This is a genomic window from Spinactinospora alkalitolerans, from assembly GCF_013408795.1.
GTDB classification, from domain to species: domain Bacteria; phylum Actinomycetota; class Actinomycetes; order Streptosporangiales; family Streptosporangiaceae; genus Spinactinospora; species Spinactinospora alkalitolerans.
On the sequence record NZ_JACCCC010000001.1, the window covers coordinates 1582841 to 1596509 of the forward strand.

Here is a 13669-nt window from a genome sequence, read left to right on the forward strand (position 1 = left end):
ACAGCGGCCCCGCCCGTTCCGGCCGGAACGGGCGGAGCGGGCGGGACCGGTCAGACCCAGCCGGGGACGACGAACGCCAGCCAGGACACCAGCGGTGCGATGACGATCATCGCCAGGCCGAAGGTGAGCAGTCCGCGGTAGACGCGGTCGCGTTCCTTCTCCGGGGCGTTGGCGAGGGCCAGCGCGCCGTTGGTGGAGAACGGGGACACGTCCACCAGGGAGGAGGACAGCGACAGGGCGATCATCAGGCCGAGCGCCTCGATGTGGCCGGTGGCGATGAGCGGGACCGCCAGCGGGATCAGTGCGCTGAGCATGCCGGTCGTGGAGGCGAAGGCGGAGACGACTGCGCCGATCAGGCAGATCAGCAGTGCGGCGATGAGCGGGGAGCCCACGTTGGCGACGCCGCTGCCCAGCCAGTCGATCGTCCCGATCCGCTCCAGCAGCTCCACGTAGGTCACCAGGCCGCCGACGAGCAGGACCACGCCCCAGCTGACGTGCTCGATCGCGCCCTTGGCGTGGGCGGGGAAGAGGACCGCGACGGCGCCGGCGACCGCCACGGCGAGGAAGCCGATGTCCACTCCGAAGAGGAGCGCGCCGATGACCAGGACGACGAAGCCGATCAGGGTGGTGATGCGCTCGGCGTTGAGGGTGACCGGATCCAGCGCGGTGACCGTGGCGGTGCCGCCGCCGGTGCCCTCGGCCGGGGACCCGCCGTCCTGCTCGGGGGAGCCGCGGCGCAGCAGCCCGCGCCCTCCGTAGAGGAAAAAGGTGACCACCGCGGCCACCAGGCTGCCGACGAACGTGGTGGCGTACAGCAACGCGGGGTTGGAGCCCATGTCGTTGCCGTCCATCACGCCGTTGACGATGATGCCGAAGATGCCGAGCGGCGAGAAGCTCCCCGCGGTGGCGCCCAGATTGGTGAGCAGGCCCATCAGCAGCGGGCGTATGCCGTAGACGGCGGCCAGGCTCATGGCGATGGGGAACAGGACGGCCACGGTCGCAGGGCTGACCGCACCGATGGAGGTCAGGATCGCGGCCAGCGCGAAGAACGCCCAGGGGATGGCGGCCGGACGCCCGCGGACCACCCGCACCGCGCTCTGGACCATCCAGTCGACGCAGCCGTTGGCCTTGGCGATGGCGAACAGGTAGGTGACGCCGACCAGGGTTACGAACAGGCCGCCGGGAAAGCCCGTGGCGATCTCGTCCGCGGTCTCGCCGGCGAACACGGTGCCGACGACGAATGCCGCGATGAGGGCGATCACGCCGATGCTCACCGGCCTGGCCATGGCGACAGCGAACACCAGTACCAGGCCCAGGGCGGACAGAAGCTGTAGTGACATGGGGTTTCTTTCAGAAGGGACGGGGACGGGGACGGGGAACAGGGCCGGACGAACCCTGTCGTCCGCCGCCTTCGGGCGTGAGCCGTCCGGGCGGCGGAACGGGAGGGGCGAGGAGTCAGCGGGTCGCGACGGCGGCGGCGATGCGCTGCGCGTTCGCGCGCACGAGCTCGCCGAGCGGGGCGGTGTCGTCGTCCAGGCGGTGCATGGGCAGGAACACGCTCAGCGCCGCGATCGGGGTCCCCGATGGGGAGAGGATGGGCGCGGCGACCGATGCGATGTCGGCGCGCAGTTCGCTGCGCGCGACCGCGTAGCCCCGGGCGCGCACGGCGGCCAGTTCGGCGCGCAGCTTCTCGGGGGCGGTGATGGTCGACTCGGTGAACCCGGGCAGGGGGCCGGGCAGGGCGACGGCGAGGTCCGCGGGGCGCAGATGGGCCAGGATCGCCTTGCCGTTGGCGCTGGCGTGGCACGGCGAGCGGGTCCCTGCGGGCCAGTGGATGCGGACCGGATGGGTGGACTCCACCCTTTCGATCACCACGACCTCCTGGTCCTCACGGATCGTCAGGTGGACCTCCTCGCCGGTGCGGTCGCGCAGCTCGGCCATGACCGGCAGCGCCGCCTCGCGGACGCCCAGATCGCCGGCGATGTGCTGGGCGAGGTCTCCGGCCTTGGTGGTGAGGACCCAGCCGCTGCCCTGCTCCGGCGCGACGGAGCGGATCCATCCGGCCGACTCCAGCGCGCGCAGCGCCCGCTGCACCGAGCTCTTGGGGATGTCCATCGCCCGGGCCAGGTCGCTGACCCCGATGGGCTGCCGCTCCGCCACTGCGTCGAGGACGTGCAGCGCGGTGATGACCGATCGCACGAATGTTCTCCTTATGTCCGGGTTGTACCTTAGCCGTGTGCTACGTCACGAGACAAGAGTCACAAGTGTGCCAAATAGCGGCACGAAAAAGAGCTGAAAAAGCGGAGGCCGCCGCGATCCCTTAAGATCGCGGCGGCCTCCGCCGTCGCCGCAGGGCGGCCGCTACCGCTTCGCGGCCTCGGCGTCCCTGGTCCGGGCGCTCAGCGCGCGCTGCACGCCGGCACGGCCCTCGACCAGCAGGCGGCGCAGCGCCGGAGCCGGCTTCTCCGCCTCGATGTAGGCGTCGGTGCGGCGCAGCGTCTCCTCCTCGATCAGGTGGCGCGGGTAGGCGATCTCGGCGAACGTCTGCGCGAACTCACCGGTCCACTTGTTCCACACCTCGCCCAGCAGCGCGTAGTACGGGTCGACGTAGGGGCGCAGCAGCTCGTGGTGGGCCGGCTCGGTGAAGCCGAGCAGGGTCGCGCGGAACTCGGCGTTGGCCATCTCGCCGGCGGCGATGCGGTCCCAGGCCAGGGCCTTGGCCTCGGCCGTCGGGATCGCGGCCCGGCAGCCGGCGGCCGAGCGCTCGCCGGTCGCGGTCGGGTCGGCGTCCAGCTCCGCGGCGATCTCCTCCTCGCCGGCGGTGCCGCTGACCACGAGGCTGCGCAGCAGGGTCCAGCGCAGGTCGGTGTCGATCTCCAGGCCCTCGACGGTGATCGCGCCGTCGAGCAGGCCCTGCAGCAGCGACAGGTGCTCGCCGGAGACCGCGGCGTTGGCGAAGCCGTGCGCGTAGGCCAGTTGCAGGTCGCTGCCCGGCTCGGCCGCGGTGAGCAGGTCCTGCAGCCGTCCGGCCAGCAGGGTCAGGCCGGTGTCGCGCCAGTCCGGATCGGCGTAGTTGTACAGCGCCGAGACCGCCTGGCGCAGCAGCGTCTGCGCGACCGAGACGTCGCCGACCCCGCTGAGGCCGGAGAGGACCAGGCTGACGTAGTCGCGGGCGGCCATCTCGGCGTCGCGGGTCATGTCCCACGCCGCGGAGAAGGCCAGGGTCCGCGGCAGCGACGCCCGGATCTCGCCCACGCCGTCGACCACGGTGGCCAGCGAGTGCTCGTCCAGCCGGATCTTGGTGAAGGTGAGGTCGTCGTCGTTGACCAGGACGAGGTCGGGCCGGGCCATGCCGACCAGCTGCGGCACCTCGGTCCGCTCGCCGGACACGTCGAGCTCCACCCGCTCGCGGCGCACGATCCCGTCCTCGGTGCGGTCGTACAGGCCGATCGCCAGGCGGTGCGAGCGCAGCGTCGGGTGGTCGGGGGCGGCCTCCTGCAGCACCGCGAACGAGGTGAAGGCGCCGTCGGCGTCCACCTCGAACTCCGGGCGCATCGTGTTGACGCCCGCGGTCTCCAGCCACTCGCGCGACCAGGTCGACAGGTCGCGGCCGGAGGCGCGCTCCAGTTGGCGCAGCAGGTCGCCCAGCTCGGTGTTGCCCCAGGCGTGCTCCTTGAAGTACTCGCGCACGCCGGCGAAGAACGCGTCCACGCCCACGTAGGCGACGAGCTGCTTGAGGACCGAGGCGCCCTTGGCGTAGGTGATGCCGTCGAAGTTGACCTCGACCGCCTGCATGTCGGGGATGTCGGCGGCGATCGGGTGGGTCGAGGGAAGCTGGTCCTGACGCAGCGCCCACGCCTTCTCGACGTTGGCGAAGGTCGTCCAGGCGTCCTTCCACTTCGTGGCCTCGGCCTGGCAGTGGACGCTGGCGAACGTCGCGAACGACTCGTTCAGCCACAGGTCGTCCCACCAGCGCATGGTGACCAGGTCGCCGAACCACATGTGCGCCATCTCGTGCAGGATCGTCTCGGCGCGGCGCTCGTAGCTGGCGTCGGTGACGCGGGAACGGAAGACGTAGTCCTCCAGGAACGTCACGGCGCCGGCGTTCTCCATGGCCCCGGCGTTGAACTCCGGCACGAAGAGCTGGTCGTACTTGCCGAACGGGTACCGCAGGCCGAAGAGGCCGTGGTAGAAGTCGAAGCCCTGCCGGGTGACCTCGATGATCGCGTCGGCGTCGAGGTGCTCGGCCAGCGAGGCCCGGCAGTAGACGCCCAGCGGGATGCCGTCGTGCTCGTCGCGCACCACGTGGTAGGGGCCGGCGATCAGCGCGGTGATGTAGGTCGACACGGGCTTGGTGGCGGGGAAGTGCCAGCGGACCCTGGAGTCCTCGGCGTCCTCGGCCGGCTCGCGCTCGGCGTCGGGCGCGCTGTTGGAGACGATCTCGTAGTCGGCCGGCGCCAGCACGGTCAGCTCGAAGGTGGCCTTCAGGTCGGGCTGGTCGAAGCAGGCGTACATCCGGTGCGCGTCGGACGTCTCGAACTGCGAGTACAGGTAGGTCTTGCCGTCGACCGGGTCGACGAAGCGGTGCAGGCCCTCACCGGTGCGCATGTAGGAGGCGTCGGCGACGACGCGCAGCTCGTTGCTCGCCGCCAGCTCCGGCAGCGCGATCCGCTCGCCGTCGAACACCTCGGCCGGGTCGAGCCCGCGCCCGTTCAGCTCGACGCTGCGCACCCCGGCGGCGACCAGGTCCACGAAGGTACCGGCGCCCGGCTCGGAGCAGTCGAACCTGACCACGGTGGTGGAATCGAAGGTCTGATCGCCGGAGGTGAGGTCGAGCTCCACGTCATAGGAGGTGACGTCGAGGATTCGAGCCCGTTCCCTCGCTTCCTCGCGCGTCAGGTTGCCCGCCACGGCCCGCTCCCTTCACGGCCGCCGTCCTCGCCGGCCGTCTTCGATGACTCCTCGCCAGCCCGCGGGTCAGCGCGGCACGTGGCGACCTCGGAAGATTCTCCGTCCGATCCTGCCACGCATCGGCGCGGAATGCGGAACCGATTACGGGGGTTGGCCATGGTGAGGCGAACCGGTGCGGCGGCACCCCCGCCGTCGGCCCTTCGCCGCCCCGCTTCCACCGATGCTTCACCGAACAGCTTGAGGAGACGAGCGTGACCGAGCAACGCACCCCGGTCGACCTGTGGTTCGACCCTCTGTGCCCGTGGGCGTGGATGACCTCCCGCTGGTTGCTGGAGGTCGAGAAGGTGCGCCCGATCGAGGCCCGCTGGCACGTGATGAGCCTGGCGGTGCTCAACGAGGACAAGGACGTCCCCGAGGACTACCGGAGAATGCTCGAAGACGCCTGGGGGCCGGTGCGGGTGGCCATCGCCGCAGAGGAGCGCCTGGGCAACGAGGTGCTCGGCCCGCTCTACACCGCGCTGGGCACCCGGTTCCACAACCGCAGGGAACCCCGCGGCATCGAGACGGTCGCCGCCGCGCTGGCCGATGTCGGCCTGCCGCGGGACCTGGCCGAGGCCGCCGACTCCGCTGACTACGATGAGGCCCTGCGCAAGTCCCACCACGACGGCATGGACCGGGTCGGCTACGAGGTGGGCACCCCGGTGATCTCGGTCGACGGCGTGTCGTTCTTCGGTCCCGTCGTGTCGCCGGCGCCCAAGGGCGAGGACGCGGGCAGACTGTGGGACGGCGTTTTGCTGGTCGCGGGCACCGATGGATTCTTCGAGCTGAAGCGCAGCCGCACCCGCGATCCGATCTTCGACTGATCCGACCGACGAGCCGTCGGCGGCGAGCCGCGGCGCAGCAGTGGAGGACGTGAGTGATGAGCGCACCGGACGACGAGCGCCGGGTCGAGCCGTTCGACGACGACCTGGAGATCCTGCCCGACATCACCGGTGACGAGCGCGGGACGGGCTGGGGGGAGTCGGCCTTCGACTCCGACGACACCGCACGGCTGCTGGAGGAGCGTCCTCCGCACTGGGGTTAGGTCGTGTTTTCCGAATCATTTCGGGCTCGCGGCCACCAGGCAGGGCCCCCGCTGTGCGAGGCCGCGGAGCTTGCGGAGCAGCGCACAGTAGGGGCAGCCGAAAGCCTTCGTCAAACACTCCCTGGTCGCGCCGGCCTGCCGGTGACGAGGAGGCGGATTCGTCCGGGGGGCTGTCGCGGTGCGCGTAGCGCCGGCGGCGCGCACAGGCCTCCCCTTCCAGGCTCTCCCGCACCCCGGCGGAGACGGCCGGGACCGGAAAGGGCGGGTAGCGGATTCGCTCGTGCCGCCATCACTACGCGACCGCGGCAGCCCACCCCCTGTAGCCGCCTCACTCGACATAGAAGCGTCGGCGATGGAGGCCGCACGGCGGGCCCCCGGTCACCGAGCCGCGGTCGGTCCCCGTCGGGTGCACCGCCCAACTGATGCGAGCCTCGGTGGGGATCGGAGCCAGGGCGGGTGGCGGCGCTCAAGACCGCGCGGGCTACGCTCGGTCTCCCGGCGAATAATGGAATCTGATTCTGGGAAAGGCAGCCCGTATGCGATCCCTCTACCTCAACGGCGCCTGGGCCGACTCCGCCTCGGCCCAGGCCATCGACGTGGTCAACCCCACCACCGAGGAGGTCATCGACCAGGTCCCGGCCGGCGACCCCAAGGACGTCGACCGCGCCGTCGCGGCGGCCAGGGCGGCCTTCCCCGCGTGGTCGGCGCTCCCGGTCGCCGAACGCCGCGCCCACCTCGCCCGCGCCCACGAGCTGTTCACCCAGCGGGCCGGGGACATCGCCCGGGCCATGGCCACCGACATGGGCGCGCCGCTGAAGTTCGCCTCCCAGATCCAGACCGGCCTGCCCCTCACCATGTTCCAGACCTACCTGGACATGCTCGGCGGCGAGGTCGGCGAGCGGTTCTTCTCGGGGGAGGAGGTCGGCACCTCCCTCGTCGTGCGCGAGCCGTTCGGCGTCGTCGGCGCGATCACCCCGTGGAACTACCCGCTGCACCAGATCGTGCTGAAGGTGGTCCCCGCGCTCGCCGCCGGCAACACCGTGGTGCTCAAGCCCACCGAGGTCGCGCCGCTCGGCGCCTACGCGCTGGCCGAGCTCTTCCACGACGCCGGCCTGCCGGCCGGGGTGTTCAACCTCGTCTCGGGCACCGGTCCCGTCGTCGGGGAGGCGATCGCCGCCCACCCCGACGTCGACATGGTGTCCTTCACCGGTTCCGGCCGCGCGGGCAAGCGCGTGGCCGAGGTGGCCGCCGCCACGGTGAAGAAGGTCGCGCTGGAGCTCGGCGGCAAGTCGCCCAACGTCATCCTGCCCGGGGCCGACCTCAACCACGCGGTCAAGCGGGGCGTCGCCGACGTGATGCGCAACAGCGGCCAGAGCTGCAACGCGCTCACCCGGATGCTGGTGCACCGCGACTCCTACGACGCCGCGGTCGAGCTCGCGGCCGGCTACGCGGCCAAGTTCACGGTCGGCGACCCCTTCGAGGAGGGGGTGCGGATGGGCCCGCTCGTCTCCGCCGCGCAGCGCGACCGGGTGCGCGGCTACATCGAGCAGGGCGTGGCCGAGGGCGCGCGGCTGGCCACCGGCGGCGCCGAGGCGCCCGAGGGCCTGGAGCGCGGCTTCTTCGTGCGGCCCACGGTCTTCGCCGACGTGCGCAACGACATGCGCATCGCCCAGGAGGAGATCTTCGGCCCGGTCCTGGTGCTGATCCCCTACGGCTCCGAGGAGGAGGCCGTGGAGATCGCCAACGACACCCCCTACGGGCTCGCCGCCGGGGTGTGGGCCGGAGACAAGGAGCACGCGCTGGCCGTCGCCCGTCGGCTGCGCGCCGGCCAGATCGAGGTCAACGGCGGCGCCTTCAACCCGCTCGCCCCGTTCGGCGGGTACAAGCAGTCGGGTGTCGGCAGGGAGTGGGGCGTCTTCGGACTCGAGGAGTTCTGCGAGACGAAGGCCGTCCAGCTGTAGGGGCCGTGCGGGCGGGCGTACCGCGCCCGCCCCTCCGGTGGGGCGCCGGCGCTCCGCCGAGCCCGATCCGCTCCTCGACGACCTGGAGATTCGTCTGTCCGTGCCGGCCGGGCCGAGGTAACCGACACCACGTCGGGGACCGCGATGGGGTGTGCCAGAATTCTTGTTGAATCCGGTGCAGACGTTTCCCGATCCGTTTCAAGGTGGTCGAAGTTGAGCCAGTCATCCCCGTCCAAGGCCGGTCCGCTGCGCAAGGACGTCATGGCCATGGTCGTGAGCAATCTGGTGGCGCTGGCCTCGCTGGTGCTGTTCGGCGCGATGGGCCTCGCCATCTTCCACGTCGCGACGGCCTAGCCGCGGCGCTCCCGATCGCCCGGTGCCCCCCGAGGGCACCGGGCGATCGTGTCTCCCCGGCGCCTCCCCGGTCGCCGCCCGCTTCCATGACCTGCGACACTGGGGTTCGTGCGTGTTTATCTTGGATCCGACCATGCAGGTTTCGAACTGAAGGAGCACCTCGTCTCCTGGCTCAAGGAGCAGGGGCACGAGGTCGTCGACGCCGGCCCGGCCGGCTACGACGCGGCCGACGACTACCCGCCGTTCGTGCTGCGCGCCGCCGAGGGCGTCGCGGGAGACGAGGGCGCCCTGGGCGTGGTGATCGGCGGCTCCGGCAACGGCGAGCAGATGGCCGCCAACAAGGTCAAGGGGGTCCGCGCCGCCCTGGTGTGGAGCACCGAGACCGCGGAGCTCGCCCGCGAGCACAACAACGCCAACGTCGTCAGCATCGGCGCCCGGATGCACTCCGCGCAGGAGGCCACGCGGTTCACCGAGGCCTTCCTGGCCACCGCCTACAGCGGTGAGGAGCGCCACACCCGCCGGATCGACATGCTGAGCCGCTACGAGCGGACCGGGGAACTCCCGCCGCTGCCTTGACGCCCGCCGGAGGTCTCACCGGAGCCTGGGGACGTGCCCGCGGTCACCGCCGCCGGCGGCGCCTGTTCCGCTTCTTCGGCCGCGGCGCGGGCGGCACCACGAGGGCGTCCGGCCCGGTCACTGCCTTCCGGGCGTCCGCGGAGGAGTCCGATCCGCTGCGCTGCCGTTCCACCGGCGCGGATCCTCCTTCCTCACCCGTGACCGGGCCGGGCCCGGCGTGCCCGGGGCCGTCGCCCGCGGAGAAGGGGACGATGTCCGCATGCGGACGTGAGACGTCGCGCGCCCGCATCGCCGCGGACAGGCTGATGTGAGTGCGTGGCACGTCCGATCCGCCCGCCTTTCCGCTCGCTCGCCCGGTCACGCTCTGCTGCGACGGTAATACGGCTGCGGGCCGCTGAAAAGCCCTGCCGGTCGGCGAAATCGTCCGCGGGGTCCGGGAGCGGTCAGAAGATGACCCCGCAGTGCGGCTGGGTGGGGTGGCTCAGCGCCGTGTCCAGCTCGGCCACCGCTCCCTCGCGCTCCTCGGTCACCAGGCCGGCCGCGGCGTAGGAGCCGAGCCGGGTGCCGCCGAGGTAGGCCGCACCCAGGGTGGCGACGTCCAGGCGCACGTCCGGTTCGCGCTCGGCCGGCTCGCAGCGGGCGTTGCGGGTGTCGGCCGAGAGCTGCCAGCGCCCGGCGTTCCACGGGCAGACCCGGTCGGTCACCTCGATGACGAGGTCCACCGGCGCGGAGTAGGCCCGCTGCTCCAGCGCCCGGGGCAGGTCCACCAGCCGGACCCAGAGGTTGTCGGTCAGGATCGACCGCGCCCGGTCGCGCTCGGTCAGCAGGTGCAGCAGCGGGTCGTCCACCGGCCGGTTGCCCGCCGTGACGGTGGTGACGAGGTCGCGGCTGAGCAGGTGCTCCCACAGCAGGGCGTAGGCCGCCGGCGCCGTGGCGTGGAGCTGGCCGACGTGCAGCGCGCTGTCGGCCAGGCCGTGCGCGTCCCAGGCCGGGCGGATGCGGTAGAGCGCGTAGCCGAGCGGGCCGGCGTCGTCCTCGACCAGCGCACACTTGGCCTCGCTGAACCCGCCGCGCTCGTCCTCCGGGTCCTCCAGCAGCACCTTCCACCAGTTGTCGTCGCGGACGAACTCGCCCACCCGCTGCGCCGCCGAGCCCTGGTGCACCAGGGCGAGCTCCTTGCGGACCTCCTTCGGCGCGGCCAGCCGCACGCGCAGCGCGGGGTCGCGCGGGGCGTCGGCGCGCAGCGCGCCCTCGCCCCGGCGCAGCGTCAGGTCCACCGACCTGGCCGCCGGGCCGTAGCCGTAGCGGCCGTAGATGGGCGCCTCCGAGGCGAACAGCGCCGCCACCGCCTCGCGGCCGCGCTCGCGGATGTCGGAGAGCTGGCGGCGCATCAGCGCGCTGAGGATGCCGCGCCGCCGGTGCGTGGGCAGCACGGAGACGGCCGTGACCCCGGCGACGGGGCGCTGCCCTCCGGGCAGCGTCATGGTGAAGGAGCGGATGCCGGTGGTGCCGACGACGCGGTCGCCGTCGAAGGCGGCCAGCGTGCGGTCGAACTCGGCGATCGGGCGGGCTCGTTCGGCGTGCCGGGACGGATCACCCGCGGAGGCGAACGCCTCCTCGAACACGGCGACGAACGTCGGGAACTCCGGCTCCTCGATGGGGCGGATCCGCCATGGCAGGGCACCGCCGGAGGCGGCCGTGTCGTGCGAGAAGGACATGCTCATCTCCCTATCAGCCGGAGCTCGGCCGGCGCCAATGGTTTTGCCGGTGCCGCCGGACAGGGGCGCCCGGACCCGTCGCGCAGGGTCTCCCCCCGGGGGGTGATTTCGCTCCAATTCGCGGATGAACGGGGACGGAAGGCCTGACGCCCGCCGGGTTCTCGGCTCATACTGGACCATGAGTAGTTCTGCGCTTTTTCCGGCTTGCACGCTGGGCGGATATCGGCCGACCCCATACGCCGAATCACGGCCGCGGCATCCGTGGCGCAACGTGCTCGGGATGCTTTCGCGCGCTACAGTTCGGCAACGATGAACACCTCGACCACCCCCAGACTCGTTCGCCGCGCACGCTCGTTGGCGCAGCGACTGGTCGCGGTGCTCAGGCGCAAGGTGCTGTTCCGGTACCGGCTGGTGCTGATCACGCTCGTCGTGCTCGCCGTCGGCATCGGGATCGGCGCGGTGTGGGGACCGCCCGGCTGGTTCCCGCCCAGCGCGGTCATCCTCACGGTGCTCGCCGGAGGACTGCTCCTCAAGCGCAAGAGCCTCGCGTTCCTGCTCGTGGTCGTGGCGGCGGTGCTGCTGTTCACCGCCTTCGCGCTGGACTTCGGCCAGGTGGGCCCCGGACTGCTGGTGACGATCGGCGTCACCGCCGTGCTGGCCTACCTGCTGTCGGGCGTGCGCGAACGGCTCGGCGTGCAGGGCCTGAGCGGCGAGAAGATGCTGCTGGAGCTGCGCGACCGGCTGCGCGCCCAGGGCCGGCTGCCCGACATGCCCGAGGGATGGGGCTCCACGGCGATCCTGCAGCAGGCCGGCGGGTCCTCCTTCGGCGGCGACTTCGTGGTCTCGATGCGCCACGACCACCGCCTCGACCTCGCCGTGGTCGACGTCTCGGGCAAGGGCGTGGACGCCGGGACCCGGGCGCTGCTGCTGTCCGGCGCGTTCGGCGGTCTGATCAGCGCCGTTCCCAGCGCCGACTTCCTCGCGCACTGCAACGACTACCTCATGCGCACCGCCGTGGGCGAGGGCTTCGTGACGGCGGTTCACCTGAGCATCGACCTCAACACCGGGGACTACCTCATCACCTCGGCGGGCCACCCGCCGGCGGTCCAGTTCGACAGCGGCGCCGGGAACTGGTCCACGACCGAGGCCAAGGGGGTCGTCCTCGGCGTCATCCCCGAGATGACCTACACCCCGGTGAAGGGGCGGCTGCGCCGCGGCGACGCGATCATGCTCTACACCGACGGACTCATCGAGACCCCGGGCGAGGACCTCGACGCCGGGGTCGACCGCCTGCTGGGCGTCGCCGAGCAGCTGGTGACCAGGGGCTTCGGGGCAGGGGCCCACGAGGTCGTCGACACCCTCAGCAAGGACAAGAACGACGACTGCGCGCTCGTGGTGATCTGGCGCTCCTGAGAGCCGGGCGGGTGCGCCCGATCGTCCGCGGTGCCGGTAGGGTCGGTGTGTTCCCCGGGCAGACGAGCGGCGCCTCGCCGTCGCGGCCCGTTCCACGTGTGTGCCACCGCCCGCGGCGTCGGTGGCCCGGACCGCCGAGTCGGCACGCCCATCCCGCATCCGGGAGCGCTGCACACCCGCAGCCGCCCGTGCACGGCCGGTCCGCGCACGCCCATGGCCCCGTGTCCCGGCCCGCGCGTGCCCCGGGGGGTGCGCGACCGCTTCCACCGGATTCCCGGATGGCGCGTTATGACGAGGGGGTGCTCGGCATGGACGAAGAAGAGCGGGTCGAACTGATCGACCTGGTCGAGGCCAACGACCTCACCGGCATGCGATTGTGGCTGGCCGAGCATCCCCCCTACGAGATCGCCGACGAACTCGCGCGCATGGACAGCCATCTGGCCGCCGTCCCCTTCCGGCTGCTCGACAAGGACCGCGAACTGGAGGTCTTCGAGGAGCTCGACCCCTTCCACCAGCAGGAGATCCTCGTCGGGCTGCGGGACGGGGCCTTCCGCGAGCTGCTGGAGGAGATGGACCCCGACGACCGCGCGCGGTTGATCGGGGAGGCGCCGGCCAAGATCGCCACGCGGGCGCTGGCCGGGCTCAGCCCCTCCGAGCGCAAGATGACGGCGGCCCTGCTGGGCTACCCGGAGGAGTCCGTCGGCCGGTACATGACGCCGGAGACGGTCATCCTGCACCGCGACCTCACGGTGGGGCGGGCGCTGGAGGTCGTGCGCGCGAGGGGAACCGACGCCGAGACCGTCGACATCCTGCCCGTGGTCGACGACGGGCGGCGCCTGGCCGGGACGGTGCGGCTCAGCGACCTCGTCGTCAGCGAACCCGAGACCGCGATCAAGGACGTCGTCGACGTCCTGGTGCCCCGAGTGCGGGCCACCGAGCCGGCCGAGGACGCGGCCCGCCTCGTTCAGCAGGCGAACCTGGTCGCGCTGCCGGTCGTGGACTCGGAGGAGCGCTTCGTCGGCCTGCTGACCTTCGACGACGCCCTGGAGCTCATCGAGGCCGCCGACTCCGAGGACATCGCCCGGCAGTCCGGCGCCAGCCCGGTGGCCGGGCACTACGTCGCCGTGGGCGTGCTGCGCCTGGCCCGGGCGCGGTCGGTGTGGCTGCTGCTGCTGATCGTGGCCTCCACCCTGACGGTTAACGTCATGCAGGGGTTCGAGGGGACCCTGGAGGAGGTGACGGCGCTCGCCCTGTTCGTGCCGATGCTGACCGGGACCGGCGGCAACGTCGGTTCGCAGTCGGCCACGGCGATCGTGCGCGCCCTGGCGGTCGGCGAGGTCCGGATCCGCGACCTGCCCGGCGTGGCCTGGAAGGAATCGCGGGTCGGATTCCTGCTCGGCATCATGCTCGCGCTGATCGCGCTGATCATCGGATCGTCCCTGGTGGGGTTCGACATCGCGGTGGCGGTCGCGGCCTCGGTGATCGCCATCTGCACCTGGGCGGCGGTCATCGGCAGCAGCATGCCGCTGCTGGCCCGCCGCATGGGCGTGGACCCCGCGGTGGTCTCGGCCCCGATGGTCGCCACCCTCGTCGACGCGACCGGCCTGCTCATCTACTTCACCGTCGCCCGTGCCGTCCTCGGCATCTGATCA

Annotated in this window: 11 protein-coding genes; 7 read left to right on the plus strand and 4 right to left on the minus strand. The window is 71.9% G+C overall.

Translation table 11 applies throughout. The features are described 5' to 3' along the window. Positions 1–50: 50 nt before the first annotated feature. From HDA32_RS07030 to pepN, 3 genes are all read right to left on the minus strand, one after another. Complete coding sequence (locus HDA32_RS07030; RefSeq protein WP_179642431.1) at positions 51–1340, minus strand: SLC13 family permease; 1290 nt, start codon at positions 1338–1340, stop codon at positions 51–53. Positions 1341–1455: 115 nt separating this feature from the next. Then, positions 1456–2199 carry an IclR family transcriptional regulator gene (locus tag HDA32_RS07035; protein ID WP_179642432.1) on the minus strand — a complete coding sequence of 248 codons (744 nt, stop codon included), beginning with the start codon at positions 2197–2199 and terminating at the stop codon, positions 1456–1458. A 162-nt stretch (positions 2200–2361) separates the two neighbouring features. Beyond that, positions 2362–4911 (minus strand): aminopeptidase N, encoded by a 2550-nt coding sequence (gene pepN, locus HDA32_RS07040; RefSeq protein ID WP_179642433.1) that lies wholly within the window; start codon positions 4909–4911, stop codon positions 2362–2364. Positions 4912–5162: 251 nt separating this feature from the next. On the opposite strand from pepN, the gene HDA32_RS07045 reads away from it, so the two are divergent. The 5 genes from HDA32_RS07045 (at position 5163) to HDA32_RS07065 (ending at position 8886) form a co-directional block, all read left to right on the plus strand. Beyond that, a complete protein-coding gene (locus HDA32_RS07045; protein WP_179642434.1) occupies positions 5163–5774 on the plus strand; it encodes a mycothiol-dependent nitroreductase Rv2466c family protein in 612 nt (203 codons plus the stop codon). Between the two features lie 56 nt (positions 5775–5830). Continuing rightward, positions 5831–5995, plus strand: a complete 165-nt coding sequence (locus HDA32_RS07050) for a hypothetical protein (protein WP_179642435.1) — start codon at positions 5831–5833, stop codon at positions 5993–5995. A 536-nt stretch (positions 5996–6531) separates the two neighbouring features. Beyond that, a complete protein-coding gene (locus HDA32_RS07055) occupies positions 6532–7956 on the plus strand; it encodes an aldehyde dehydrogenase family protein (RefSeq protein WP_179642436.1) in 1425 nt (474 codons plus the stop codon). Between the two features lie 213 nt (positions 7957–8169). Then, entirely contained in the window at positions 8170–8310 is a 141-nt protein-coding gene (locus HDA32_RS07060) for a hypothetical protein (RefSeq protein WP_179641193.1), read from the plus strand. A gap of 108 nt (positions 8311–8418) precedes the next feature. Next, entirely contained in the window at positions 8419–8886 is a 468-nt protein-coding gene (locus HDA32_RS07065) for a ribose-5-phosphate isomerase (protein ID WP_179642437.1), read from the plus strand. A 443-nt stretch (positions 8887–9329) separates the two neighbouring features. On the opposite strand, the gene HDA32_RS07070 is transcribed toward HDA32_RS07065, so the two are convergent. Beyond that, positions 9330–10604, minus strand: a complete 1275-nt coding sequence (locus HDA32_RS07070) for a GNAT family N-acetyltransferase (protein WP_179642438.1) — start codon at positions 10602–10604, stop codon at positions 9330–9332. Between the two features lie 309 nt (positions 10605–10913). On the opposite strand from HDA32_RS07070, the gene HDA32_RS07075 reads away from it, so the two are divergent. Together HDA32_RS07075 and mgtE are read left to right on the plus strand one after the other, a co-directional pair. Next, positions 10914–12017 (plus strand): PP2C family protein-serine/threonine phosphatase, encoded by a 1104-nt coding sequence (locus HDA32_RS07075; RefSeq protein WP_179642439.1) that lies wholly within the window; start codon positions 10914–10916, stop codon positions 12015–12017. Between the two features lie 308 nt (positions 12018–12325). Further along, positions 12326–13666 carry a magnesium transporter gene (gene mgtE, locus HDA32_RS07080; protein WP_179646519.1) on the plus strand — a complete coding sequence of 447 codons (1341 nt, stop codon included), beginning with the start codon at positions 12326–12328 and terminating at the stop codon, positions 13664–13666. Positions 13667–13669: the final 3 nt, after the last annotated feature.